Genomic DNA, 25219 nt, shown 5'->3' with positions numbered 1-25219 from the left:
GCGGGCAAAACGGTGGTGGCAGCACCCGCCGCCGGCACGCGACACTAGCCTTTCGGCGCGGCCAGCAAGGCCTTCATGCGCGCCAGACGTTCTTTTGGCGAAATCACTTCCGCCTCCGTCGGCACGGCGTCGCCCACGTCGAGTTCCATTTCCTTGATGAAGCGCGACGGGTCGCAATGGACTTGCTCGCCGGCCCGCTTGCGCTTCTTGCACCAGGTGATGTGCAAGGTGCGCTGCGCCCGCGTGATGCCCACGTACATCAGCCGGCGCTCTTCCTGGATGCGCGCGGCGATGGTTTCGGCCGGCGCGTCAGGGTCGCCCTTGTGCGGCAAGATCCCCTCTTCCACGCCCACCAGAAACACGTGCGGAAATTCGAGCCCTTTCGACGCGTGCAGGGTCGACATGCGCACGGCGTCCTGCTCCTCGTCCTTGCCCTCAAGCATCGTCATCAGGGCCACCATCTGCGTCAGTTCCAGCACGTTCTTTTCTTCGCCGTCGCGGTCCTTGCCGCCCCGGCCCCGTTCCTTGAGCCAGTTGACGAATTCCAGCACGTTCTGCCACTTGCTTTGTGCTTGGCGTTCCTCGAAAGCATCGTACAGATACGATTCATAGTGGATTTCCTTCATCATGTCGTCCAGCACTTCGGCCGCGTTGTCGCCGCTGCCGGCCGCGCCCGGACGGCTGGCGCGCGATTCCAGGTCGTTGATGAAGTTGCAGAAGTCGCGCAACGGCCCCAGCTGGCGGTCCGTCAGCTTGGCCTCGATTCCGCCCTTGAAGACGGCCTGGAACAGCGAGCACTGCCACTGCCCCGAGAACGCGCCCAGCACTTCCAGGGTCGACTGGCCCACGCCACGGCGCGGCGTCGTCACGGCGCGAATGAAGGCCGGATCGTCGTCTTCGTTGGCCAGCAAACGCAGGTAGCTGATGATGTCCTTGATCTCGGCCTTGTCGAAGAAGCTCTGGCCGCCGGAAATCGTGTACGGGATACGTTCCTTGCGCAAGCACTGCTCGATGATGCGCGCCTGGTGGTTGCCCCGGTACAAAATCGCATAATCGGAAAATTTGTTCTTGCGTTCAAAATGGTCGGCCGAAATCATGATGGCGACCTGCTCCGCCTCCTGCTCGTCCGTCTGCATGCCCAGCACCTTGATCGGCTCGCCCAGGCCGTGCTCGGACCACAGCGACTTTTCAAACAGTTTCGGGTTGTTGCCGATGACGGCATTGGCCGCGTTCAGCACGCGCATGGTGGAGCGGTAATTCTGCTCGAGCTTGATCACGCGCAGATCGGGAAAATCCGTCTCCAGGGTCTTCAGGTTTTCCACGGTGGCGCCGCGCCACGCGTAAATCGCCTGGTCGTCGTCGCCCACGGCCGTAAACATCGGCTTCTTGCCGATGCCCGTCACCATCAGTTTCACCAGTTCGTACTGGCAAGTATTCGTGTCCTGGTATTCATCGACGAGCAGATAGCGCAGGCGGCGCTGCCACTTGTCGCGCACGGCGCCGTTGTTGCGAAACAGTTCCACGGGCAGGCGGATCAAATCGTCGAAATCGACGGCCTGGTAGGCGGAGAGCGTTGCCACATAGCTGCGGTAGATGCGCGCCGCGTTCGCCTCATCCTCATCCTTGGCTTGCGCCAGGGCCATGTCCGGATCGATCAGGCCATTTTTCCACAAAGACATGGCATTCTGGATGCCACGAATGATTTGTTTATCGGTGGTAATGGCGAGGTCTTGCACAAGCGAAAAACAGTCGTCGCTGTCCATGATGGAAAAGCGGTCCTTGAGCCCCACGCCATTGGCTTCCTGGCGCAGGATTTTCACGCCCAGCGAGTGGAAGGTCGACACCGTCAACTGCTTGGCCTGGCGCGGCTGTTTCAGCAGCTTGGCGATGCGTTCCTGCATTTCCAGCGCCGCCTTGTTGGTAAAGGTCAGGGCGGCGATGGTGCGCGGATCGTAGCCCCGGTCTTCGATCAGATGGGCGATCTTTTGCGTGATCACGCGCGTCTTGCCCGAGCCGGCGCCCGCCAGCACGAGGCAAGGGCCGTCGAGGTAGGTAACCGCTTCGCTTTGAGGCGCATTCAGACCGAACTGTGGTGCTTTGGACATCAGGGTATTTCCGCAGGGAACAGCAGCCCATTGTACCAGCGTCGCGCAGGCTATTTGCATGGCGGGCCCTGCCTGAAAAACAGGCAATGGCATTGATATATCGCCATCTGACGCCATCTTGGGCCATGCAATGCGTGCGGCACGGCCACGCCTGGAGTACCATTCCGCCTATATCGCCCGTGCGCGCCCACTTACCGAATGGCAGTCCCATGAAATTTGAACACCTGATTGAAATCAACGATCCCTTGAACCCGCTGATCGACACCTTGACCCTGGAGCAAGTGTGGCGCGGCCTCGTCTTGCGCGCAGAGTCGCCCAAGCTGTTCGTGCCGCACCTCGATGAATGCCATATCAGCGAGCGCAGCGACACCGGTTTCGCGCGCAGCCTGCGCTACGGCGAACTGGTCATCAACGACAAAGTGGTGCTGGTGCCGCAACTGCAGGTGCGCTATGAAGTGCCGGCGCAACAGGATATCAGCGCCTCTTCGCTGGTGATGACCATCGAAATGCCCGACGAAGCGAGCCTGTGGGTACGTTTCCAGTACGACGACGGCCACGACGCGGCCACCGACGAGGCCAACGCCCTGTACGACGACTTCCGCCGTTCCGCCTACCAGGAATCCGATATCGACACGGTGCGCGTCATGCGCGAGCTGGCGCTCGAGGGACGGCTGGATGCAGGCTTGCTGAACTAAATCAAACTCTGGCGCTGCTGCCCCACAGCTGGTCGGGGCGAAACTGCAGTCCCGCCTGCTCGGCGCTGAGCACTTCGCGAATCGCATGCAAGTCCACGCGCGTATCGCGCCGCAGCGGCACGTCCAGGCGCGCGCCGCGGGGGCCGATCAGCGATTGCACGTGGGGCGTGGCCGCATTCAAGCCCTTGCGCGTGACGACGCCGATTTCTCCATTGAGCAGTTTGACGAAGGTGCCGACCGGGTAGATGCCCAGTTCGCGCACCAGCAGGGACGCCAGCGGCGCATCGAGCGAGGCTTTTTCCGCCGACAGCATTTCGCGCAGGGCCACGTTCGGCAACAAGGGCTGGCGGTAGCTGCGCGCCGAAACCCTGGCGCAATAGCGGTCGGCCAGCATGATCAGGCGGGCGCCAACGCCGATCTGCTCGCCCGTGATACCCAGCGGATAGCCGCTGCCATCGATATTTTCATGGTGCTGCAGCACGGCTTGCAGCCAGACGGCGTCCGTCACGCCGGCCGCGCGCAGCAAGTCGACACCGGCTTGCGGATGGGCACGCAAATAGACGCGCTCCTGCGCATCCAGCGGCCCCGCCTTGTGCTGGAAATGGGCATGGCGTTCCAGCATGCCCACGTTCATGCTCAGCGCGGCCAGCAGCACGCTGCGGATCAGGCCATCGTCGAGCTTCAGGGCGCGCGCCAGCAAGGCCGTGATGACGGCCGTGTCGACGCTGTGGCGCACGGCAAAGTCGCCCGCACCCTGGTTGTGCAGGATGCAAGCCAGCGCCACGTCGGCGTCGAGGGCGACGGCCTCTTCCACCAGCTGCGCCAGCGGCGCCAGTTGTGCCTGCGCCACCATTTGTCCGGCGGCGATGGCCGGCAAGACGAGGGCCAGGCCAGCCGTGACGAGATTGAGCATGCGCAGGGCCGACGGCGCTTCCGTGGCCGTGCGCGGCACGTCGGCGCTGGTATCGGCGATGACGCCGCGCGCCAGCAGCAATGCGATCTGGTTCTCGCTGCTGATGACATGGCCCAGCCTGGCCAGCAAGCTGCCCGTTTCGCCGTGCACGTCCCAGGGCAGGGCCACGCCCAGGGCAAGTTCTCCCGCGTAAATGCGCCGAATCTTCACATCGTCTCCGTCATCGCTAGCCGCTCCCCCCTTTTACCATTGCGGCATGGGTGGCGTGCATCAATTGAAATGTTTTTTGCTTTTAATCAATATTCCAATGTGACAGCGATGATCGCGCAATCATGTGAGCTTGTCTACAAAATTATATAAATCATAAAGTTGCATTCAGGGACCGGGCGTGCAATCGGCGCAGCCGGGCGCGTGTTCCGGGTCTGTTTCCAGGTGCAGCGCCAGTTCGCGCAAGGCCGTGCGCACGCCTTCCTCGATGACGGGGTGGTAAAACGGCATGTCGAGCATGGCCGGCACCGTCAGCTGCGCCTGGCATGCCCAGGCCAGCAAGTGGCCCAGGTGTTCCGCCCGTGGGCCGATCAGCTCGGCGCCGAGAAAGCGCTTGCTGCCAAATTCCGCATACACGCGCAGCAAGCCCTGGTTTTGCAGCATGACACGGCTGCGGCCCTGGTTGCCGAACGACACGGCGCCAACGGCGAAGCGGCCCACGTGGCTCACGCACAATTGCTGGTACGTGGCGCCCACGGTGGCGATCTGCGGCTCCGTGAAGGCGATCGTCAACGGCGTGCGGCGCAAGCCCGGCTTGACGTCGGGAAAGCGCGCCGCGTTCTCGCCGGCGATGCGCCCCTCGTCGGCCGCCTCGGGCAGCAGCGGTAGTTCGTTGTCGGCATCGCCGGCGATGAAGATGGCGCTCTTGCCGCACTGCATGGTGTGCCGGTCATGCAGCGGAATGCCATGGCGGTCGAGCTCGATTTGCGCCGTTTCCAGGCCGATCTTGTCCACGTTCGGCGCACGGCCGATGGCGGCCAGCACATACTCGAACTGCTCGATTTTTTCCACGCCGGCGTCGTCGCGACTGGTCAGCAGGATGCCGCTGCCGTCAGGCGTTTTTGCCATGTGCGCGACCTTGGTCATGAAACGGATATCGAGTTCGCGCGCCAGCACGGCGTCCGCCTCGCGCAGCACCAGCGGGTCCGTCAGTTGCGCCACCTTGTTGCCGCGCGCAAACAGGGTCACGCGCACGCCCAAGCGTGCCAGCGCCTGGCCCAGCTCCAGCCCGATGACGCCGCTGCCGATCACGGCCACGGAGCCGGGCAAATCCGTCCAGTCGAACACGGCGTCGCTGGTGATGAGGCGCTCGCCCGCCGCCTGCCACTCGGGCGGCACGATGGGCGTGGACCCGGTGGCGATGACCACGCTGGCGGCCTCGACGATCGTATGCTCATCGACCTGCAATTTGCCGGGAGAAATAAAACGCGCATGGCCGCGCAGCTTTTCTTCCTCGGGGATGGCGTTGACGCCGTCGAGCACGAAGCCGACAAAACGGTCGCGCTCGCTGCGCACCCGGGCCATCACTTGCCGGCCGTCGATGCGCACGGGACCCGGATGCACGCCAAAGCCGGGCGCGGCAGCCACGGCATGGGCCGCTTCGGCCGCCGCGATCAGGAGTTTGCTGGGCATGCAGCCGACTCTGGCGCAGGTAGTGCCGTACGGCCCGCTTTCGATCATCAGCACGCGCTTGCCCTGCATGCGCGCCGCCCTGTGCGCCGTCATGCCGGCCGTGCCGCCGCCGATCACGGCCACATCCACTTGTATCGTCTTCATCATGCTATCCATCCCACCGAGGTTTGCTCACAGCGTTCGATGTTACCCGTTTGCCGAAAATAAGGTTTTACTTTGCTGCAATATATGCATTAGTATAACTAATCTTTTTCAAAATTTATAAGCTGAGCTAATGGGATCACTCGATTATCGCGCGCTGGCCGTGCTGGACGCCGTGGCCAGCCATGGCAGTTTCGACAAGGCCGCCCTGGCGCTGGGCATCACCCAGTCGGCCGTCTCGCAGCGCATCAAGGCGCTGGAAGACGCCAGCGGGCGGTTGCTGATCATCCGTGGCCAGCCAGCCGTGCCGACGGGACTGGGCCAGCGCCTGATCGTGCATCACCGTAACGTCAAGCTGATGGAAGCGTCGCTCGACATCGACCTGGGCAACAGCGTCAGCATGCCGGAAATCGCCATCGCCATCGATGCCGACAGCCTGGCCACGTGGTTCCCCGACACCTTGCCGGCCCTGCTGGCGCCGCCGCGCTGCCAGCTCGACGTGCGCCTGGCCGACAGCGACAGCGCCTTGCAGATGGTGCGCGACGGTTCCGTGTTTGGCTGCGTGGCGGCCGAATCCGGCGTGGCCATCGACGCGGCGGCCGCCACCAGCGTCACGCCGCTGGGCGCGATGCGTTATGTCTGCGTGGCAACACCCGTGTTCGCGGGCCACTGGTTCGGCGATGGTTTTATTGCCGAGGCGGTGCAACTGGCGCCCGCCGTCGTGGGCCAGCACGGCTTGCTGGCGCGTTTCCTCGCTGAACAATTGAACATGCGTGAACCATTCCCCCACCACACCTTGCCGGTGGAAGCGGCGCGCCGCAGCTGCGTCCTGGATGGCCTCGCCTACGGCCTGATGCCGCAGCGCCTGGCCGCGCCAGCGCTGGCGACGGACAGACTGGTCGATCTGATGCCGGGCAGCACCCTGGACGTGCCGCTGAGCTGGCATGCGTGGGCCTTGGACACGCCATTTACCAAGCTGCTGTCCGAGCAGGTCGTCCGGGCCGGACGCGCTTATCTGGATTAAATATCGAGCGGGTCCACTTCCAGCGACCATTTCACGCGCGTCTTCATGGCGCGCAATTCAGTGAGCCATTCTTTTAAAAACGCCTGCAGCGCGGGCCGCGAGGGCGATTCCAGCAGCAGCTGGGCGCGGTCCACGTTGTAGACGCGCGTCATGCTCATGGGAATCGGGTCATTGATGGTCACCTGCGGGTGTTCCATGCACTCTTTCGCCGCCTGCAGGAATTCGATGGCCGTGGCCAGCTCGGGCGCTTCGGCGCGCAGCAGGGCCTGGAACAGGTAGGGCGGCAGCGCCGCCTGCGCCCGCTCTTCCAGCAAGGTGGTGGCGAAATGGTCGTAATCGTGGTTGACGACGGCGTCGTACAGCGGATGGCGCGCATAGCGCGTCTGGATCAGCACTTCACTGACGCTGCCCCCTTCCGTCTGCGCGGCGCGGCCGGCGCGGCCCGCCACCTGCATCAGCTGGGCGAACAGCCGTTCGCTGGCCCGGTAATCCTGCGAAAACAGGGCAGTATCCGGATTCAAAATGCCGACCAGGGTCAGCTTTTTGAAATCGTGGCCCTTGGCCACCATCTGCGTGCCGATCAGAATATCGACTTCGCCCCGGTGCACGGTGTCGAACGCTTCCTGCGCGCTGCCCTTCTTGCGCGTGGAATCGGCGTCGATGCGCAAGATGCGCGCTTCAGGAAACAATTGCTGCAAGCCCTCTTCCACGCGCTGCGTACCGCGTCCCAGCGGCTGCAAGTCGACGTTGCCGCACGTGGGACAATGGCGGGGGATGCGCAATTCCAGGCTGCAATGGTGGCAGCGCAAGCGGTGTTCGGGCTTGTGCAGCACCATGAACGAGGTGCAGCGCGTGCAATTGCTGATCCAGCCGCACGATTCGCAGCAGATCACCGGCGAATAGCCGCGCCGGTTCAGGAACAGCAGCGATTGCTCACCGCGCTCCATGCGCAGTTTCAGTGCGGCTACCAGATGCGAAGTCAGGCCATCTTTCGGCTTGTCGCGCTCCATGTCCAGGATCTTGACGCGCGGTAACACCGCATTCCTGACGGCCCGCTCGCGCAATTCCAGCTTGCGGTAGCGCCCCGTCTGTGCATGGTGCCAGCTTTCCAGCGAGGGCGTGGCCGAACCGAGCACGATGGGGATCTGCAATTGCCAGGCGCGCCATACGGCCAGGTCGCGCGCGGAATAGCGCAAGCCTTCCTGCTGCTTGTAGGAAGGGTCGTGCTCCTCGTCGATGACGATCAGTTTCAGCTTCGGCAGCGAAGCAAGAATGGCCAGCCGCGTGCCAAGCACGATGCGCGCCTGGCCCTGGTGGGCGGCCAGCCAGTGCAGCATGCGCTCGCCCTCGGACAGGCTGCTGTGCAAAGTCGCCAGCATGACGCCCGGAAAGCGCGCACGGATATTGCCTTCCAGCTGGGGCGTGAGGTTGATCTCCGGCACCAGAATGAGGATTTGTGCATCGTCCCCGCGCGCCAGCACCTGGGCGCAGGCTTGCAGATACACTTCCGTCTTGCCGCTGCCCGTCACCCCGTACAGCAGGGTCGGCTTGAAACCTTGCGCGCCGCCGATGGCGTCCGCCGCTTCCTGCTGGGCGGCATTCAGGGCCGGCATGTTCAGCGGCGTGCCGTCGTGCGCGTCGGCCAGCTTGCCCAGCTTCTTGATGGCGCGGTCGAGCGCCACGGTGGTGAGCACGCGCAAGTTCTTCGGCAAACCGGGCAGCGCCACTTCACCGAGCGGACGCTGGTAGTAATCGGCGGCAAAGGCGGCCAGCGCCAGCCACTGTTCCGACAGGGGCGCCAGCTGGCTGCGTACGGCCAGCACGTCCTTCAATTTCGCGACGGGCACGTCGGTGCTGTCGGACACGCCGACGATCAGCCCCATCACTTCGCGCCGGCCAAATGGCACCAGCGCCAGCTGCCCCACTTGCGGCAATGGCGCGGCAGCGTCCGCACCGGCATCGGCCGCCGCGTTCCAGCGGTAGTCGAACAGGGCGTTCAAGGGCGTGTCGAGCGCGATTTTCAGGATGCACGACGTCAAAATGCACTGCGACATGGAGGGTGGGCCTATCTCAATAAAAAAGCGCGCCGTACGGTAGAGGACGCTGCGGGATGTCAGGCATCGAGCCAGCGGGCCATGATACTTGTTTCGCCCGTCAAACGCCTAACGGCGGACAGGACAGCGTGCCATCGTGCCTGAAGAAAATTCTGTGGATAACTTTGTGGACAAAGCAAAATTAACTTTCACAAAAATGTGGACAGAAAATTTTGATCGCCGTCAAGAGCGGCACGCAAGAAAAATTAACGCATTAAAATCAATGACTTAAAAATTGATGCCCGGGAAGCCATAAATCCACAGGGCATTTCCGCCGCTGTGCATAACTGAACCATTTGTAATGTATTTATACAGAAATCAGCACCGTTTTGATGCATCCGCTCCGGGAAAACACAGGAGGCATGAAGTAAAGTTGACAATTGCCGGGCAAGCGTTCGGTTTTAGCTGTCGAGCGGCGAAACATTGCTCAATTATCATGCACTGCAACATGCACTTCAGGTGAAACTTGAACATCGGCGCTAAGTATCGGTTAACAAAATACTTTTCAATTTTATCCACAGAATCTGTTGATAACTTTGTGGACAATGAAGGAATAAGGCAAGCGAACGAAAGAATAACCTTATCAAATGCAATAAAGTCCGCCGAACAATGGATTTTTTATCTCTTAATAATCAAGTACTTGCAAAGCCTTCCCGGGCATGGCTTTTATACTGCCTCTTATTTCCGCAGCAAAAAAAATTGTGCATAAGTCGGTATTTTTTGCTAAGGGGCAGCAAAGAAAAAGGCAGGCTTCCGCTGGAAAGCCTGCCTTGGGCGCCTTGGCGCCGGGGAAAACGGGAACTTACTGGCCGTTGCGCATGGCGCGGCTCATGCTGTGCACGGCTTCCACCATGGCTGCCACGGATTCCGGCGGCGTGAACTGGGAAATGCCGTGGCCAAGGTTGAACACGTGGCCCGCGCCTGCCGATGGCGCGCCAAAGGCGTTGAGCACTTTCGCCACTTCGGCGCGGATCTGCTCGGGGCTGGCGAACAGGATGGCCGGGTCGAGATTGCCCTGCAAGCCCACTTTATGACCGACCAGCTGGCGCGCGCGCGTCAGGTTGACGGTCCAGTCCAGGCCCACGGCATCGGCGCCGATGTCGGCGATCTGCTCGATCCACTGGCCGCCGCCCTTGGTAAACACGATGGCGGGAATCTTGACGCCATCCTTGTCGCGTTTCAGCTGCGCCACCACTTGCTGCATGTAGGCCAGCGAAAATTCCTGGTAGGCGCCATCGGCCAGCGCACCGCCCCAGGAATCGAAAATCATCACGGCTTGCGCGCCGGCATCGATTTGCGCATTCAGGTATTGCGCCACGGACGTGGCGTTGATGGCCAGGATGTGGTGCATCAGGTCCGGGCGGTTGTACAGCATCTTCTTGATGGTGTGGAACTCTTTCGAACCGCCGCCTTCCACCATATAGCACGCCAGGGTCCACGGGCTGCCGGAAAAACCGATCAGCGGCACGCGGCCATTCAATTCCGTGCGAATTTGCGTGACGGCCTTGAAAACGTAGTCGAGCGATTCCAGGTCCGGCACTTGCAGCGCCTTCACGTCCTGTTCCGTGCGCAGCGGGCGCTCGAACTTCGGACCTTCGCCATCGGCGAAGTACAAGCCCAGGCCCATGGCGTCCGGCACCGTCAGGATGTCGGAAAACAGAATCGCCGCGTCGAGCGGGAAACGCTCGAGGGGCTGCAAGGTCACTTCCGTCGCGTAATCGGGATTCTTTGCCAGGCCCAGGAAGGAGCCGGCCCGCTCGCGCGTGGCGCGGTATTCGGGCAGGTAGCGGCCCGCCTGGCGCATCAGCCAGACAGGGGTATGCTCGGTCGGCTGGCGCAGCAGGGCGCGCAGGAAATTGTCATTCTGGAGCGGAGCAAATTGTGGCATGGAAGGCAATCAATAGCTGGGAGAAGCGGTATTATCGCATCCAATCGCCGCCAAATCATTGATTCCGGTGCCGCTTTGCAGCATTTGCCGCGCGGCGCGCCGCTTTCGTTGTGCCTGCCCTTCCATTATGATGATGAACGCCGCCGCGCGCCCTGACCCTGCCTGGCGGCCCTTGATCCCCCTCACTACACGGAGCCCGCATGACCTCGACCGCATCCAGCATCCCTTATGGCGTTTGGCCATCGCCGATCAGCGCAGCCATCGTCGCCGCCGGCGCCTCGCCGCTGACGCAGTTGGCCCTGGGGGAGGCGGATGGCGCCGACGTGTACTGGCTGGCCGGACGCGCCAGTGAGGCGGGCCGCAATACCCTGCTGCGCCAGCGCGGCGCGCGTGTCGATGAACTGACGCCGGCACCGTTCAATGTGCGCACCCGCGTGCATGAATATGGCGGCGGCGCGTATGCCGTGGCCGGCGATACCGTGTATTTCTCGCATTTCGCCGACAATTGCCTGTACCGCGTGAGCGGCGACGGCGCGCCTGAAGCGTTCACCACGGGCGGCAACACGCGCCATGCGGACTTCGTTGTCGATGCGGCCCGTTCCCGCCTGATCGCCGTGCGCGAACAGCATCCGGAAGAAGGTCACGCCCATCCGGAAAACAGCCTGGCGGCCGTCGGTTTCGACGGGCGCGAAACCGTGCTGGCGCGCGGTCACGATTTTTATGCGGCGCCGCGTTTGTCGCCGGACGGCAGCCAGCTGGCCTGGATCAGCTGGGACCACCCGCGCCTGCCGTGGCAAGGCACGGAACTGTGGCTGGCCGACGTGCAGGCGGACGGCAGCCTCGGCTCGCCACGCCTGATCGCCGGCGGCGCGCGCGAGTCGATTTGCCAGCCTGAATGGTCGCCCAAGGGCTTGCTGCACTTCGTCTCCGACAGCAGCGGCTGGTGGAATCTGTACCGCCTGCACGGCGCCGACATCGAGGCCCTGTGCCCGATGGAAGCGGAATTTGCCACGCCGCACTGGACCTTCGGCGGCAGCATGTACGGTTTCCTGTCCGACGACGAGATCGTCTGCACGTATATCCAAGCCGGCATCAGCTACCTGGCGCAATTGAACGTGGCGGCGGCGAAACTGGAGCCGATCCCCCACCCCTACCAGGAAATCCGCGAACTGCGCGTGGGGGCCGGCTTCGTCGCGCTGCTGGGCGGCAGCCCCACCATCGCACTGGAACTGGCGCGCATCGATTTGGCGAACCATGAGCTGGAAGTGCTGGCCCAGTCGATCGCACAATTGCCCGCGCTCGAGTATCTGTCCGTGCCGCGCAGCTTGAGTTTCCCAAGCAGCAATGGCCGCACGGCCTACGCCTTCTTTTATGCACCCGCCAACGGCGACGTGCAGGCGCCGGCGGGAACATTACCGCCCGTCATCGTCATCAGCCATGGCGGCCCCACCAGCATGGCCAGCAATACCCTGAAACTGGCAACGCAGTACTGGACCAGCCGCGGCATCGGCGTGCTCGACGTCAACTATGGCGGCAGCAGCGGTTTCGGCCGCGAATACCGCGACGCGCTGCGCGGGCAATGGGGCATCGTCGACGTGGAAGACTGCATCGCCGGCGCGCGCTACCTGGCTGCCAACGGCCTGGCCGACCCCGAGCGCCTGATCGTACGCGGCGGCAGCGCGGGCGGCCTGACGACCCTGTGCGCATTGACGTTCCACGACGTCTTCAAGGCGGGCGCCAGTTACTATGGCGTGTCCGACCTGAAAGGCCTGGACGACGATTCGCACAAGTTCGAATCGCGCTACACCGATTACCTGATCGCCTCGCAGCCGCAAGCCGAGGCGCTGTACCGCGAGCGCTCGCCCATCCACCACACGGATAAACTGTCGCGCCCGATGATTTTCTTCCAGGGCCTGGACGACAAGGTCGTGCCGCCGCAGCAGTCGCAGCTGATGGTCGACGCCCTGCAGGCGCGCGGCGTGCCCGTCGCGTACGTGCCGCTCGAAGGCGAGGGACACGGCTTCCGCAAGGCGGAAAACATCGTGCGCACCCTGGATGCGGAACTGTATTTCTACCAGCGCGTGTTCGGCCTGCCCGTGGCTGCCGGCGAGCCGCCCGTGCATATCGATAATCTGCCCGCATGAGTGAAGACCATTTGCTGGACGAGTTCGCCGCACTGGAGCAGCACGAACAGATGATCCTGGCCTTGCTGGCCATCACGGGCGAACCGGTCGGCAAGCACGCCGTGTATGAACACTTGCAGCGGGCCAATGTCGTCGAACCGGACGGCACGCCGTTTTCCCTGCTGGTGGTGACGAACATGCTGCAGCGGCTGACGCGTCTGGCGCTGGCCAGCGAGGTGGTGGGACGCGGCTTTGCCTGCGAAGCGAAGCTGCGCTGGCCCGCCATGCGCGCGGCCATCGAACATCTGGTGTTTCGCGACCTGTGCCAGGCCATCGAGCTGATCAATCCCGTGCGCCGCAACTGGGATGGCTATGTGGAATTGCGCAGCTACCGGCAAGGCGTGGCGCGCCTGCGCATCGCCCTGTTGCGCAACGACGAGGTACGCCACGTGGCCGCCATCCTGGCCGCCTGCATGGCCTGCTATGAAGCGCAGCAGCTGCATCCGCTGATCGAGATTTTCGGCCGCCCGTTCGAGCCGGAAATGCTGTCCTTCGTCATGCCGCAATTGCAGGATGACATACTCGCCGTGCTGCTGGGCAACGCCCCGCGCGAACCGGCCACGGCGCACGCCATCCGCACCTACGCGCGCGCCCACCATGCACGCCAGGCGGCCGCCGGCGACCATATCGGCGCCGCCCTGCCGCTGGCCTTGGCCGAAGATGCCCTGCTGTGCGGCGAACTCGACGCGGCCGCCCGCTACCTGGCGGGCCAGCAGGGGCCGCAGGCGCTGTTTGTCGACAGCAGCATCGCCCTGTTGCGCGGCGAACATGCGCACGCCGTGGCGGGCTTCGAAACGGCCTTGAAAGGGCTGCGCAAGGAGGCGGGCAAGCGCAAGCTGTGCTTCACGGGCATCGGCGGCCATTTGTACGTGCTGGCACTATTGCGCGGCAACGATGCCAAGCTGCTGAAAAACGCGGAAACCTATCTCGATATCGCGCTGCACGCGCAGCCGAACCACGACAGCATCGTCTACCAGCAACTCAACACCTTGTGCCTCGTGCGCGCCGGCGTGCAGCAGGCGGAAAGCATTTCCACCCGCAGCTGGGAAACGGGACTGCAGCCGCAATTGTTCCAGGCCCTGCTGTACTACTGGCTGGCCCTGCCGCAACTGGCCGAACGCAAGGACCAGTTGCGAGCGCTGGTGCAGCAGGCGGACGCGGCCGGCTACGATCTGATCGCGGCCCAGGCGGCCGGCTTGCTGGGCTTGATGGGCGAACCGCAGCAGGAACGCTACGCCACGGCCAAGCGGGCGCAGCATGGATTGACGGACATGGCGCCGTGGTTCGAGCGCCAGGAAGCGTGGCAGCGCCAGTTGAGTGCCCTGATTAACCTGCAGCAGAACGCGCCCGCCGAAGCGCTGGGCGGCGTGTCGCGCCTCGTGTGGCTGGTGGCGTTCGACCCGCGCTTTGGCCTGACGGCCGTGGAAGTGCGCGAACAGAAACGCGACGCGCGCGGCGGCTGGAGCAAGGGCCGCGCCATGGGTCTCAAACGCCTGGCCGAGGAAGCGGGCGACATCGATTTCCTCACGCCGCAAGACGCCCGCGCGGCCGGCAGCATCGCCCCTTTCAAACAATATTATTCGTCGGCGCCGCGCTATGAAGTCGAGCTGGACAAGGCTGCCGTCTTGCTCGTCGGCCACCCGCTCGTGTTCTGGCTCGACAACCCCGACACGCGCGTGGAACTGATCGCCGGCGCGCCCGAACTCCTGATCAAGTCGCACGAGGGGCAGCTGTGGCTGGGCATGCAGCCGCCACTGCCCGACAGCGGCAGCCATGTCGTGGTGCAGCGCGAGACGCCGACGCGCCTGCGCGTCGTGCACATCCTCGACGAGCACCGGCGCATCGGCGCCATCGTGGGCCTGGGCCTGTCCGTGCCCCTGCATGCCGAGAAACAGGTGATGCAGGCGATCGGCGCCATCTCGTCCATGGTCACCGTGCAATCGGACATCGGCGGTGGTGGCGGCGACGCGGAAGCGATCACGGCCGACCACCGCCTGCACGTGCACCTGCTGCCCTACCAGCAGGGCCTGAAAATGCAGATCCTGGTGCGCCCGTTGCTCGACAACGGCGCCTATTACGCACCGGGCAGCGGCGCCGAAAGCGTGTTTGCCGACGTGGCGGGCCGGGCCGTGCAGGCGCGGCGCGACCTGAACGCGGAACGCGAAGCGCAGCGCCAGCTCATTGGTAAATGCCTGGTGCTGGAAGAGGCGGAAGAAGAGCATGGCGAGTGGCTGCTGGGCCAGCCTGCCTTGGGCTTGCAACTGCTGGTCGAATTGCAGGCGCTCGACCCCGCCGGCATGGTGCTGGCCTGGCCCGAAGGCGAAACCATGCGCGTGTCGAAACGCATCGACAGCGGCCAGATGCGCTTGAACATCAAGAGCGAAAAGGACTGGTTTGCCGCCAGCGGCGAAGTGCAGATCGATGAAGACAAGGTGATGGATTTGCGCGCCCTGCTCGACTTGATGCAGAACAATAAAAGCCGCTTCGTGGCCTTGGGCGACAACCAGTTCCTGGCCCTCAGCGACGAGCTGCACCGGCGCCTGTCGGAACTGGCCGCGTATGGCGAGGCGCATGCCGACGGCGTGCACATCCACCCGCTGGCCGCTTTCGCGCTGGAAGAGCTGGCCAACGATGCGGGCGGCGTGAAGGCCGACAAACTGTGGCGCGAACACTTGCTGCGCCTGCGCGCCCTCGACGACTATCAACCGCAACTGCCCAGCACCCTGCAGGCGGACTTGCGCGACTACCAGCTGGCCGGCTACGAATGGCTGGCGCGCCTGGCGCACTGGGGCGTGGGCGCCTGCCTGGCCGACGACATGGGACTCGGCAAGACCTTACAGGCGCTGGCCCTGATCCTGGCGCGCGCGCCGAACGGCCCCACCCTGGTGGTCGCCCCCACGTCCGTCTGCATGAACTGGATCAGCGAAGCGCAGCGCTTCGCGCCCACCTTGAACATCAAACTGTTCGGCAGCGGCGACCGCGCCGACATGCTGGACACATTGCAGCCCTTCGACGTGGTGGTGGCCAGCTATGGCTTGCTGCAGCAGGAAGCGGCCATGTTTGCCGGCGTGCGCTGGCATACGATCGTGCTCGACGAAGCGCAGGCGATCAAGAATGGCGCGACCAAACGCTCGCAAGCCGTGATGGCCCTGCAAGGCGATTTCCGCATGGTGGCCAGCGGCACGCCGCTGGAAAACCACCTGGGCGAACTGTGGAACCTGTTCCGCTTCATCAACCCCGGTTTGCTGGGCACTCTCGACCAGTTCAACCTGCGCTTCGCGGGGCCGATTGAAAAGGACCAGGATAAACGAGCGGCGGCCGGCGCGCGCCTGCGCTTGCGCCGCCTGATCGCGCCGTTCATCCTGCGCCGGACCAAGACGCAAGTGCTGTCGGAATTGCCGTCGCGCACGGAAATCGTGCTGGAAGTGGAATTGTCGCCGCAGGAAACGGCACTGTACGAATCGTTGCGCCGCGAAGCGCTGGAAAAGCTGGCCATGGTGGAAGGGCCGGCATCCAAGAAAGCCATCCAGATCCTGGCCGAAATCATGAAACTGCGCCGCGCCTGCTGCAATCCGCAACTGGTGGCGCCGGAACTGGGCCTGGCCAGCAGCAAGCTGGCGGCCTTCGCCCAATTGCTGTCGGGCTTGCTGGAAAACCGCCACAAGGTACTCGTCTTCAGCCAGTTCGTCGACCATCTGACCCTGATCCGCCAGCACCTGGAGCAGCATGGCGTGCGCTACCAGTATCTCGACGGCAGCACGCCCATGCAGGAGCGCAAGCGCCGCGTCGATGCCTTCCAGGCGGGCGACGGCGACGTTTTCCTGATCAGCCTGAAGGCGGGCGGCATGGGCATCAATTTGACGGCGGCCGATTACGTGATCCACATGGACCCGTGGTGGAACCCGGCCGTGGAAGACCAGGCCTCGGACCGCGCCCACCGCATGGGGCAATTGCGTCCCGTCACCATCTACCGCCTGGTGGCCAAGCACACGATCGAGGAAGGCATCGTCGAATTGCACCAGCACAAGCGCGACCTGGCCGACAGTCTGCTGGAAGGCAGCGACGCGGCCGCGCGCATGTCGGCCCATGACATGCTGGCCATGCTGCAGGACGGGTTGAAGCCATGAGCTTGAAAAAATGCACGGGCAAGCCGCGTTCCATGCGATGATCGTTTTTCCCTGTTTTGATGCCACGCCATGACCGACTTTATCGCCACCAGCGCCGGCCAGCGCGCCACCTTTTTGTGCGGCAAATCCTGGACCGCCTACGTCAGCACCTTCCTCATTGCCGTGCTGCTGTTTTTTGCCGCCCTGCCGCTGGCCTTCAAGTACAACACGCGCGCCGCCTTCATCGTGCTGATCGGTTCGGCCCTGATCGTCGGCTACCGCCTGCTGACGATACGCAGCTATCAGCTGTATATTGATGAGGCGGGCGTGTGGCTGGCCTCCGGCATCTTGCCGTGGAAAAAGAAACTGACGGGCGTCAAATGGCGCGACATGGATGAAGCCGTCTATGAAACGAACTTCTGGAGCTGGCTGTTCCAGTCCTATACTGTGCGCGTCAGCCAGCGCTATACGCAAGACATCGAAATCCACGCCACCGGCATGGCGCGCGGCAAGGATGCCGTGGCGGCCATCAATGCGCGCCACCAGGAACTGCTGCACGGCAGCGCCATCATCGTCTAGCGCCGCAGGGGCAATTAGTGCTAACCTTTGGGCCGCCCAGGCAAGCAAGGCCAACCTTTCAATAGTTGTTTGTTAGCCATATTATTAGTTTATTATTTTATGATAATAACAAACAACAAAATATTCAAGAGATAAACTATGCTGATAAAAAATAAAGTTGCGCTCGCCGCATTGATGATGGCTTTTACCCTGACACCGGCCAGCGCCGCCAAGAAGCCGCAGAAAAGCGGCAAGGCCGGCACCAGCAGCAGCAAGAAGAAAACCAGCGCCAAGAAAGCGGCCGTCGTCACGGCGGCCACGGCAGCTACGGTCGCTGCCGTTGCCAGCGAGAACAGCAGCGACCGTTCCATGAATAACCTGAGCGGCCAGTTCCTCACGGCCCTGTGGCGCCTGGACCCGGAAAGCGCGATTTCCGTCGGCAAGTACGATGGCGCCGCCAACCTGAGCATTCCCGACGCGGCCAGCCGCCAGAAGCAACTGGCCTTCATCGAAGAATGGCTGGGCAAGTTCGGCAAGCTCAATGCCGGAAAAATGTCGGACAAGCAACGTACCGACCTGGCCTTGCTGACGAATAAACTGCAATCGGACCGCTGGTATCTGACCACCTTCCGCGAATTCGAATGGAATCCCGCCCAGTACAACGTGGCCGGTTCCATCGATTTCATCCTGAACACGGAATACGCGGCCCAGCCGCAGCGCCTGCGCACCTTGCTCAAGCGCATCGCCACCGTGCCGCAATACTACGCGGCCGCGCGCGCCAGCATCGTCAATCCCACGCGCGAACACACGCAGCTGGCCATCGCCCAGAGCGCCGGCGTGCTCAGCGTGCTTGACGACCTGAACAAGACGGCACAGGGCTCCATCCTGACACCGACGGAAAAGCAGCTGTACAACGCGCGCATCGCCGCCGCCCGCACGGCCGTGCAAGGCTATGCGGCCTGGCTGACGGAGCAGGATGCGGCGCTGGCGCAGAACGGCAATGCGCGCTCCTTCCGCATCGGCAAGGATTTGTATGAGCAAAAATTTGCCTACGATATCCAGGCCAGCGTGAGCGCCGAGCAGATGTACCAGAAGGCCCTGGCCGCGCGCGAAAAGCTGCTCGAGCACATGGATAGCCTGTCCGACGAGCTGTGGGTGAAAACCATGGGCAGCACGGCCAAGCCGGCGGACCGCACGGCGAAGATCGGCATGGTGATCGACAAGCTGTCGAGCAACCACGTGGCGGCCGCCGATTTCGTGCCGGAAATTCGCCGCCAGATCCCGGAACTGCAGGAATGGGTGAGCAGCCACAACCTGCTGACGATGGACCCGAAAAAGCCCCTCGTCGTGCGTGAAACGCCCGCTTACCAGCGCGGCGTGGCCGGCGCCAGCATCGAGGCGCCCGGCCCGTACCGCCCGCAGGACCGCACCTATTACAACGTGACGCCGCTCGATGGCGAAACGCCGGAACAGGCGGAAAGCAGCTTGCGCGAATACAACCACTGGATCTTGCAGATCCTGAATATCCACGAAGCCATTCCCGGCCACTACACGCAGCTCGTGTATGCGAACAAATCGCCATCCTTGGTCAAATCGATCTTCGGCAACGGCGCCATGATCGAAGGCTGGGCCGTGTATGGCGAGCGCATGATGCTCGAATCGGGCTATGGCAACAACGCGCCGGAAATGTGGCTGATGTATTCGAAGTGGAATTTGCGCAGCGTCACCAACACCATCCTCGACTACAGCGTGCACGTGCTGGGCATGACGGAAGCGCAAGCGCTCGACCTGCTGACGCGCCAGGCCTTCCAGACCCAGCGTGAAGCGAAGGAAAAATGGCGCCGTGTGCAGCTGAGCTCGGTGCAACTGACCAGCTATTTCAGCGGCTACAGCGAAATCATGGATTTGCGCGAACAGCGCAAGCAAGCGCTGGGCAACAAATTCGTGCTGAAGGATTTCCATGAGCAATTCCTCAGCTACGGCAGCGCACCCGTGAAAGTCATCAAGGAACTGATGAATTAACTCGTACGCATCCTCTGCTTGCAAAGGGCGCCGCGGCGCCCTTTTTGCATGCGTTTGCGCCGCCGCAAACCAGCGGCGTGTCTGTCCATTAAGCTGACGGGAAGGCAGGCGCCACAGCACTCCTCACTGGCAATTGCCGATTTTCCTGCTAGGCTGGATATCAGGAGCGTCCATGCATATGCCCATCCAGTTCGACACCCTCGATTACGCCAAGCGCCTTGCCTCGGCCGGCGTGCCCACACAGCAGGCAGAGGCCCATGCCACGGCCTTGGGCGACGTGCTGGGTTCGGCTGTCGTCGTACATGGCGAACTGGCGGCGCTGGAGCGCAATCTGCTGGGGGAAATCAAGCTGGTGTCGCACAACGTCGATACCAAGGTCGGTGCCCTGGAGGTGAAGATCGATGCGCTGGAACATAGATTCGATACCAAATTAGAGGCATTGGAGCAAAAAGTCGATGCCCGTCTGGAACGCATGGACTTGCGCCATGGCGCGGACATGAAACACGTCTATTGGATGATGAGTACCCTGATCCTGCTCAACCTGGGCATCCTCAGCAAACTGATGCTGCAATAGGCATACACGCACTTTCCTGGCGATAAAAAAGCCGCTGCTCCCGAGGAAGTCAGCGGCTTTCGTTTGCGAATATAACAGGCCGTCTAGGACGCTTCTTCCGGCGCCTGGGTGGCCTTGACGAAGATGGGCGCCACCAGCAGGCCCAGCTCGAACAGCAAACACATCGGGATGGCCAGCGAGAACTGGCTGACGACGTCCGGCGGCGTGACGATGGCGGCAATGACGAAAGCGCCGACGATGACGTAGGGACGCACCTCCTTGAGTTTCGCGATGGAAACCAGGCCCATGCGCACGAGGATGACCACCACCACGGGCACTTCGAAGGTGGCACCAAAGGCCAGGCACATCGACATGACGAAATCGAGGTAGTTTTCGATATCGGGCGTGACGGCGATCGACGACGGCGAAAAGTCGCTGATGAAGTGGAAGACGCGGCCAAACACGAAGAAATAACAGAAGGCCACGCCAGCCATGAACAGCAGGGAAGACGAGATGACGAGCGGCGCGATCAGGCGCTTTTCATGCGTGTACAGGCCGGGCGCGATGAACGCCCACATCTGGTACAGCACCCACGGCAAGGCGACGATGAAGGCGATGACCAGGGTCACTTTCATCGGCACGAGGAACGGTGAAATCACGCCGGTGGCGATCATTTTCGAGCCGGCCGGCAGCGAGGCGATCATTGGGGCAGCGATGAAATCGTAGATATGCGAAGGGCCGGGCCAGTAAAACAGGATGGCGCAGACGACGGCGATGCCGATCGAGGCCTTGACCAGGCGGTTGCGCAGCTCGACCAGATGCGAGATAAAAGTTTCTTCCACCGGGGATTTGCTACTCATGAGTAAAAGGAGGAGGAACTGGCGCGCGGACGGAAGCGCGCCACGCGGGCGGCCGCCGACTGCACGTGCAGCTTGCCGCCGTGGCGCTGCTTGTACCAGCCAGGGATGGCGGAATTGCGCACCAGCTTCTTGCGGCGGAATTCGCGCGCCTTGCGGGCCAGGTCATCGTTGGTGGCGCGCAGCATGGCTTCATGTTCGTCGTGATGCCCGTCATACGCACTGGCATCGCCGCGCCAGGCGTTTTCCACTTCGGCCAGGTTGCCGGAGATCGAATTTTCCACGCCATGCATGGATTTCTCCACGCTTTGCTTGACGGAATGGGCCGCATCCTGCACTTCCTTCTGCAGGTTTTTCAGCTCTTCCAGTTCAATTTCGCGCGTGACTTCGGACTTCACCTGGTTCAGATAGCGTTGCGCGCGGCCATACAGGGTACCGGCCATGCGCGCCACTCTCGGCAACTTTTCAGGGCCGATGACTATCAACGCAACGACGCCGATGATGGCGATTTTAGAGAGACCGAGATCGATCATAAGCGGACAAGGGCTGTTACCGGACGAGGCAAGCGCCCCGCCACGCTATCAGAACTTGCTTTTCTCTTTCGTCTCGACGTCGATGGTGCTTTTGTCGGCCACTTGCGATGGCGCAGCAGGAGGGGTATTGGCTGCCGGGGCGTCATCTTCGCCCTTGACGCCATCCTTGAAGCCTTTGACGGCCTTGCCGATATCACCGCCGATATTGCCCAGTTTCTTGGTGCCGAAGACCAGCATCACAATGACCAGAACGATCAGCCAGTGCCAAATACTCAATGAACCCATCACATTCTCCTTGCGGGACGGTGCCCGAATAGCGTCAACCAATGCCGGTAGTATACACGCGAACCCGGCGCACGGCGAAATCAGTGCTGGCCGCGCCAGGGGCGGGGACCGCCGTACACGTGCATGTGCAGGTGATACACTTCCTGCCCCCCGTTCGGGCCGCTGTTGATCATGGTCTTGAAGCCGCCGGCAGGCGCGCCATCGGCGTCATAGCTGACGGCGCAGCCGAACTCGGCAGCGAGTTTCGGCGCCAGGCGCAGCAGCTTGCCCAGCACTTCCGTATGGCTGTCGTCGCAGTCGGACAGGCTGGCCACGTGGCGCTTCGGAATCAAGAGCAGGTGCACGGGGGCGGCCGGGTTGATGTCCTTGAAGGCCAGCAAGTCCTCGTCTTCATACACGATGGTCGAGGGAATTTTTTTTGCAGCAATTTTGCAGAAAATACAGTTATCCACGCACGCTCCAATAGGTCAGTGTTTGTCTGTTTCGCCGGCGTCGCGCAGTTCATCCTTGCGGGCCGCCTTTTCCTCGAGGCCGGACAAGCCTTCGCGGCGCGCCAGCTCGTCAAGCACCTGCTGCGGCGTCAGGTCGAACTGCGCCAGCATCACCAGACTGTGAAACCACAGGTCGGCGCACTCGTACAGGACCTTCGACGGGTCGTTGTCGCGGCGCGCATCCTTGGCCGCCATCACGGTTTCCGTCGCTTCCTCGCCGATTTTTTTCAAAATCGCATCATCGCCCTTGGCAAACAGGCGCGCGACATACGAGGTGGCGGGGTCGCCGCCGTTGGCCAGCTTGCGCGATTCGATCACGGCGGCCAGGCGTTTTAAAGTTTCGCTCATTTGCTCTTGCTTTCCGCGTAAATCGTCTCCGGGTCTTTCAGGACGGGGTCGGTGATTTGCCATTCGCCCGTTTTTTCATCGCCTTCGAACTTCTGGAAGAAGCAGGAATGGCGGCCCGTATGGCAGGCGATGCCGCCAGCTTGCTCGATTTTCAGCAAGACCACGTCTTCGTCGCAATCGAGGCGGATTTCCAGCACCTTTTGCGTGTGGCCCGACTCCTCGCCCTTGTGCCACAGTTTCTTGCGCGAACGACTCCAGTACACGGCTTCGCCCAGCTCCACCGTGCGCGCCAGCGCGTCGCGGTTCATCCAGGCGAACATCAGCACGTCATTGCTGCCCGCTTCCTGCGCGATCACGGGCACGAGGCCGTGCTCGTCCCATTTGACCTTTTTCAGCCACTTGGCATTGCTTGCTACGATGGTTCCGTTTTGCATGTTCTTCTATCCTGCTGATTTTACGCGAGGCGCATGGGGATGCCCTGCTGCGCCATGAAACGCTTGGCTTCCTGCACCGTGTGCTGGCCATAGTGGAAGATGCTGGCGGCCAGCACGGCATCCGCGCGGCCCACCTTGATGCCATCGACCAAGTCCTGCAAGCCGCCCACACCGCCCGAGGCGATGACGGGAATGCTGACGGCGTCAGACACGCCGCGCGTCAGGCCCAGGTCGAAGCCGACTTTGGTGCCATCGCGGTCCATGCTGGTGAGCAAGATCTCTCCGGCGCCCAGGCTTTCCATTTTACGCGCCCATTCGAACGCGTCCAGGCCAGTGGCGGTGCGCCCGCCATGGGTAAACACTTCCCACTTGCCGGGCGACACTTGCTTGGCGTCGATGGCGACGACGATGCATTGCGAGCCGTGCTTTTGCGATGCCTCGTACACCAGCTGGGGATTCGTCACGGCCGAGGTGTTGATGCTGACCTTGTCGGCGCCCGCGTTGAGCAGCCGGCGCACGTCTTCCACCACGCGCACGCCGCCGCCCACGGTCAACGGAATGAACACTTGCGACGCGACGGCTTCGATGATGTCGAAGATCAGGCCGCGGTTGTCGCTGGAAGCGGTAATGTCGAGGAAAGTGATTTCATCGGCGCCCTGCTCGTCATAGCGGCGGGCGATTTCCACCGGATCGCCGGCGTCGCGCAATTCCGTGAAATTGACGCCTTTGACGACGCGGCCATTGGTCACGTCGAGGCAGGGGATGATACGTTTTGCAAGCATGATGGTATCCAGATTGTCGCCAGGCCGGGCGTGCGCAGGCACGCTCCCGGCCGGGCAGGCTTAAACGGCGGCGTCGGTCAGTTCGTCGGCGCGTTCCTGCGCCTGCGCCAGGTCGATCGTGCCTTCATAGATGGAACGGCCGCAGATCACGCCTTCGATGCCTTCGGCCTGGACCGCGCACAACGCTTCCACGTCGCCGATGTTGTGCAGGCCGCCCGAGGCGATGACGGGGATCTTGACGGCTTGCGCCAGCTTGACGGTGGCGTCGATATTGATGCCGCCCATCATGCCGTCGCGGCCGATGTCCGTGTAGATGATCGATTCGACGCCATAGGCCTCGAATTTTTTCGCCAGATCGATCACTTCGTGGCCCGACATCTTGCTCCAGCCATCGGTTGCCACCTTGCCATCCTTGGCATCGAGGCCGACGATGATGTGGCCCGGGAAGGCGCTGCAGGCATCGTGCAGGAAGCCGGGGCTTTTCACGGCCGCCGTGCCGATGATGATGTAGGTGATGCCGGCGTCGAGGTAGCGCTCGATGGTGTCGAGGTCGCGGATGCCGCCGCCCAGCTGCACGGGGATTTCCTCGATGTCGTTTTCCACGGCAAAGTCCTGCACGGCCTTCAGGATGGCTTTCACGGCGCCTTCGTTCTTCGGCTTGCCGGCAAAAGCGCCGTTCAGGTCGACCAGGTGCAGCCGGCGCGCGCCTTGCATCAGCCAATGGCGGGCCATGTCGGCCGGGTCTTCGGAAAATACGGTGGCAAGTTCCATATCGCCTTGTTTCAGGCGTACGCAGTGACCGTCTTTCAGGTCGATGGCGGGAATGAGCAGCATGGTCAGTGTGGTTTAAAAGTGAGTGAGAAGCGAAAAAAAGCCGGAGAGCTAACGTTAAGGTTGCCAGTGAACGAAGTTCTTGTACAGCTGCAGGCCAGCGGCAGCACTTTTTTCAGGGTGGAACTGTGTCGCGAAAATATTATCACGGGCGACGGCGCAAGCGAACGGCGCGCCATAGACAGTCTCGCCCACCGTGTGCAACGCCTCTTGAGGTTGAGCAAAATAGCTGTGCACAAAGTAAAAATAGGCGTTGTCGGCAATGCCATCCCACATGACATGGGACGCCGTTTGCCGCACTTGGTTCCAGCCCATTTGCGGCACCTTGAAGCGCGAGCCGTCTTCCTGCACCTGGCCGTCGAGCTGGAAGCGCACGACTTTGCCTGGCAACAAGCCCAGACCGGCCGCGTCTCCCTCTTCGCTGCCGTCGAACAGCATTTGCTCGCCGATGCACACGCCTAGCACGGGTTTGCTGTCGGCGGCGCGCAGCAGCGCTTCGAGCACGCCCGATTCGCGCAGGCTGCGCATGCAGTCGGGCATGGCGCCCTGGCCCGGCAAGACGATGCGGTCGGCGCTGTCGATGTCGGCAGCTACGCCGGAAATGCGCACGTCGGCTTCGGGCGCCACGGCACGCAAGGCCTGCGCCACCGAGCGCAAATTGCCCATGCCGTAATCCACCACCACAATTTTATTCATG

Annotated in this window: 21 protein-coding genes; 7 read left to right on the top strand and 14 right to left on the bottom strand. The window is 62.6% G+C overall.

Annotated elements, in window-relative coordinates; all coding sequences use genetic code 11:
• Positions 1 to 44 precede the first annotated feature (44 nt).
• Positions 45 to 2105 (bottom strand): UvrD-helicase domain-containing protein, encoded by a 2061-nt coding sequence (locus tag BLU39_RS23060; protein WP_092717404.1) that lies wholly within the window; start codon positions 2103 to 2105, stop codon positions 45 to 47.
• 209 nt (positions 2106 to 2314) lie between these two features.
• Here BLU39_RS23060 and BLU39_RS23055 point away from each other — a divergent pair, with 209 nt between their 5' ends.
• The gene (locus BLU39_RS23055) at positions 2315 to 2800 is read left to right on the top strand and encodes an SRPBCC family protein (protein WP_092717401.1); all 486 of its coding nucleotides are present in this window, start codon (positions 2315 to 2317) and stop codon (positions 2798 to 2800) included.
• Between the two features lies 1 nt (position 2801).
• On the opposite strand, the gene BLU39_RS23050 is transcribed toward BLU39_RS23055, so the two are convergent.
• Entirely contained in the window at positions 2802 to 3923 is a 1122-nt protein-coding gene (locus BLU39_RS23050) for an HD-GYP domain-containing protein (RefSeq protein WP_232731245.1), read from the bottom strand.
• Between the two features lie 165 nt (positions 3924 to 4088).
• Complete coding sequence (locus tag BLU39_RS23045) at positions 4089 to 5537, bottom strand: dihydrolipoyl dehydrogenase (RefSeq protein WP_092717689.1); 1449 nt, start codon at positions 5535 to 5537, stop codon at positions 4089 to 4091.
• 130 nt (positions 5538 to 5667) lie between these two features.
• On the opposite strand from BLU39_RS23045, the gene BLU39_RS23040 reads away from it, so the two are divergent.
• Positions 5668 to 6558 carry an ArgP/LysG family DNA-binding transcriptional regulator gene (locus tag BLU39_RS23040; RefSeq protein WP_092717398.1) on the top strand — a complete coding sequence of 297 codons (891 nt, stop codon included), beginning with the start codon at positions 5668 to 5670 and terminating at the stop codon, positions 6556 to 6558.
• Here BLU39_RS23040 and BLU39_RS23035 read toward each other — a convergent pair.
• Together BLU39_RS23035 and hemE are read right to left on the bottom strand one after the other, a co-directional pair.
• Complete coding sequence (locus BLU39_RS23035; protein WP_092717395.1) at positions 6555 to 8612, bottom strand: primosomal protein N'; 2058 nt, start codon at positions 8610 to 8612, stop codon at positions 6555 to 6557. The two genes, BLU39_RS23040 and BLU39_RS23035, sit on opposite strands and share 4 nt — an antisense overlap.
• An 841-nt stretch (positions 8613 to 9453) precedes the next feature.
• Positions 9454 to 10539: a uroporphyrinogen decarboxylase gene (gene hemE, locus BLU39_RS23030; protein WP_092717392.1), complete on the bottom strand. Its 1086-nt coding sequence runs from the start codon at positions 10537 to 10539 to the stop codon at positions 9454 to 9456.
• Between the two features lie 200 nt (positions 10540 to 10739).
• Here hemE and BLU39_RS23025 point away from each other — a divergent pair, with 200 nt between their 5' ends.
• The 5 genes from BLU39_RS23025 (at position 10740) to BLU39_RS23005 (ending at position 19982) form a co-directional block, all read left to right on the top strand.
• The gene (locus BLU39_RS23025; RefSeq protein ID WP_092717389.1) at positions 10740 to 12683 is read left to right on the top strand and encodes a dipeptidyl-peptidase 5; all 1944 of its coding nucleotides are present in this window, start codon (positions 10740 to 10742) and stop codon (positions 12681 to 12683) included.
• Entirely contained in the window at positions 12680 to 16849 is a 4170-nt protein-coding gene (locus BLU39_RS23020) for a DEAD/DEAH box helicase (protein ID WP_092717387.1), read from the top strand. The genes BLU39_RS23025 and BLU39_RS23020 overlap by 4 nt, the downstream gene beginning before the upstream one ends.
• 69 nt (positions 16850 to 16918) lie before the next feature.
• Positions 16919 to 17407, top strand: a complete 489-nt coding sequence (locus BLU39_RS23015; protein ID WP_092717384.1) for a hypothetical protein — start codon at positions 16919 to 16921, stop codon at positions 17405 to 17407.
• A gap of 141 nt (positions 17408 to 17548) precedes the next feature.
• The gene (locus BLU39_RS23010) at positions 17549 to 19408 is read left to right on the top strand and encodes a DUF885 domain-containing protein (RefSeq protein ID WP_217635105.1); all 1860 of its coding nucleotides are present in this window, start codon (positions 17549 to 17551) and stop codon (positions 19406 to 19408) included.
• Positions 19409 to 19580: 172 nt separating this feature from the next.
• Positions 19581 to 19982: a hypothetical protein gene (locus BLU39_RS23005; protein ID WP_092717377.1), complete on the top strand. Its 402-nt coding sequence runs from the start codon at positions 19581 to 19583 to the stop codon at positions 19980 to 19982.
• An 83-nt stretch (positions 19983 to 20065) separates the two neighbouring features.
• On the opposite strand, the gene tatC is transcribed toward BLU39_RS23005, so the two are convergent.
• From tatC to hisH, 9 genes are all read right to left on the bottom strand, one after another.
• Positions 20066 to 20821, bottom strand: coding sequence for a twin-arginine translocase subunit TatC (gene tatC / locus BLU39_RS23000; RefSeq protein WP_092717374.1), 756 nt, complete (start codon positions 20819 to 20821; stop codon positions 20066 to 20068).
• A complete protein-coding gene (tatB, locus tag BLU39_RS22995; RefSeq protein ID WP_092717371.1) occupies positions 20818 to 21351 on the bottom strand; it encodes a Sec-independent protein translocase protein TatB in 534 nt (177 codons plus the stop codon). The genes tatC and tatB overlap by 4 nt, the downstream gene beginning before the upstream one ends.
• Positions 21352 to 21399: 48 nt before the next feature.
• A complete protein-coding gene (tatA, locus tag BLU39_RS22990) occupies positions 21400 to 21636 on the bottom strand; it encodes a Sec-independent protein translocase subunit TatA (protein WP_092717368.1) in 237 nt (78 codons plus the stop codon).
• An 80-nt stretch (positions 21637 to 21716) separates the two neighbouring features.
• Positions 21717 to 22088, bottom strand: coding sequence for a histidine triad nucleotide-binding protein (locus BLU39_RS22985; RefSeq protein WP_092717365.1), 372 nt, complete (start codon positions 22086 to 22088; stop codon positions 21717 to 21719).
• Between the two features lie 15 nt (positions 22089 to 22103).
• Complete coding sequence (locus tag BLU39_RS22980; RefSeq protein ID WP_034753849.1) at positions 22104 to 22475, bottom strand: phosphoribosyl-ATP diphosphatase; 372 nt, start codon at positions 22473 to 22475, stop codon at positions 22104 to 22106.
• Positions 22472 to 22909, bottom strand: a complete 438-nt coding sequence (gene hisI, locus BLU39_RS22975; protein ID WP_070219635.1) for a phosphoribosyl-AMP cyclohydrolase — start codon at positions 22907 to 22909, stop codon at positions 22472 to 22474. The genes BLU39_RS22980 and hisI overlap by 4 nt, the downstream gene beginning before the upstream one ends.
• Positions 22910 to 22929: 20 nt before the next feature.
• Positions 22930 to 23691 (bottom strand): imidazole glycerol phosphate synthase subunit HisF, encoded by a 762-nt coding sequence (hisF, locus tag BLU39_RS22970; RefSeq protein ID WP_034753845.1) that lies wholly within the window; start codon positions 23689 to 23691, stop codon positions 22930 to 22932.
• Between the two features lie 60 nt (positions 23692 to 23751).
• Positions 23752 to 24525: a 1-(5-phosphoribosyl)-5-[(5-phosphoribosylamino)methylideneamino]imidazole-4-carboxamide isomerase gene (gene hisA / locus BLU39_RS22965; RefSeq protein ID WP_034753842.1), complete on the bottom strand. Its 774-nt coding sequence runs from the start codon at positions 24523 to 24525 to the stop codon at positions 23752 to 23754.
• A gap of 54 nt (positions 24526 to 24579) precedes the next feature.
• Positions 24580 to 25218, bottom strand: a complete 639-nt coding sequence (hisH, locus tag BLU39_RS22960; protein WP_092717362.1) for an imidazole glycerol phosphate synthase subunit HisH — start codon at positions 25216 to 25218, stop codon at positions 24580 to 24582.
• Between the last annotated feature and the right edge of the window lies 1 nt (position 25219).

Source organism: Janthinobacterium sp. OK676, assembly GCF_900103595.1.
Lineage (GTDB): Bacteria > Pseudomonadota > Gammaproteobacteria > Burkholderiales > Burkholderiaceae_D > Janthinobacterium.
This window is presented reverse-complemented; position numbering and strand designations above follow the sequence as displayed.

Excerpts from the sequence above, each read along its gene's own strand:
- BLU39_RS23060 (WP_092717404.1), bottom strand. The coding sequence starts at position 2,105 with ATGTCCAAAGCACCACAGTTCGGTCTGAATGCGCCTCAAAGCGAAGCG.
- BLU39_RS23055 (WP_092717401.1), top strand. The coding sequence starts at position 2,315 with ATGAAATTTGAACACCTGATTGAAATCAACGATCCCTTGAACCCGCTG.
- BLU39_RS23045 (WP_092717689.1), bottom strand. The coding sequence starts at position 5,537 with ATGAAGACGATACAAGTGGATGTGGCCGTGATCGGCGGCGGCACGGCC.
- BLU39_RS23040 (WP_092717398.1), top strand. The coding sequence starts at position 5,668 with ATGGGATCACTCGATTATCGCGCGCTGGCCGTGCTGGACGCCGTGGCC.
- BLU39_RS23035 (WP_092717395.1), bottom strand. The coding sequence starts at position 8,612 with ATGTCGCAGTGCATTTTGACGTCGTGCATCCTGAAAATCGCGCTCGAC.
- hemE (WP_092717392.1), bottom strand. The coding sequence starts at position 10,539 with ATGCCACAATTTGCTCCGCTCCAGAATGACAATTTCCTGCGCGCCCTG.
- BLU39_RS23025 (WP_092717389.1), top strand. The coding sequence starts at position 10,740 with ATGACCTCGACCGCATCCAGCATCCCTTATGGCGTTTGGCCATCGCCG.
- BLU39_RS23020 (WP_092717387.1), top strand. The coding sequence starts at position 12,680 with ATGAGTGAAGACCATTTGCTGGACGAGTTCGCCGCACTGGAGCAGCAC.
- BLU39_RS23015 (WP_092717384.1), top strand. The coding sequence starts at position 16,919 with ATGACCGACTTTATCGCCACCAGCGCCGGCCAGCGCGCCACCTTTTTG.
- BLU39_RS23005 (WP_092717377.1), top strand. The coding sequence starts at position 19,581 with ATGCATATGCCCATCCAGTTCGACACCCTCGATTACGCCAAGCGCCTT.
- tatC (WP_092717374.1), bottom strand. The coding sequence starts at position 20,821 with ATGAGTAGCAAATCCCCGGTGGAAGAAACTTTTATCTCGCATCTGGTC.
- tatB (WP_092717371.1), bottom strand. The coding sequence starts at position 21,351 with ATGATCGATCTCGGTCTCTCTAAAATCGCCATCATCGGCGTCGTTGCG.
- tatA (WP_092717368.1), bottom strand. The coding sequence starts at position 21,636 with ATGGGTTCATTGAGTATTTGGCACTGGCTGATCGTTCTGGTCATTGTG.
- BLU39_RS22980 (WP_034753849.1), bottom strand. The coding sequence starts at position 22,475 with ATGAGCGAAACTTTAAAACGCCTGGCCGCCGTGATCGAATCGCGCAAG.
- hisI (WP_070219635.1), bottom strand. The coding sequence starts at position 22,909 with ATGCAAAACGGAACCATCGTAGCAAGCAATGCCAAGTGGCTGAAAAAG.
- hisF (WP_034753845.1), bottom strand. The coding sequence starts at position 23,691 with ATGCTTGCAAAACGTATCATCCCCTGCCTCGACGTGACCAATGGCCGC.
- hisA (WP_034753842.1), bottom strand. The coding sequence starts at position 24,525 with ATGCTGCTCATTCCCGCCATCGACCTGAAAGACGGTCACTGCGTACGC.
- hisH (WP_092717362.1), bottom strand. The coding sequence starts at position 25,218 with ATGAATAAAATTGTGGTGGTGGATTACGGCATGGGCAATTTGCGCTCG.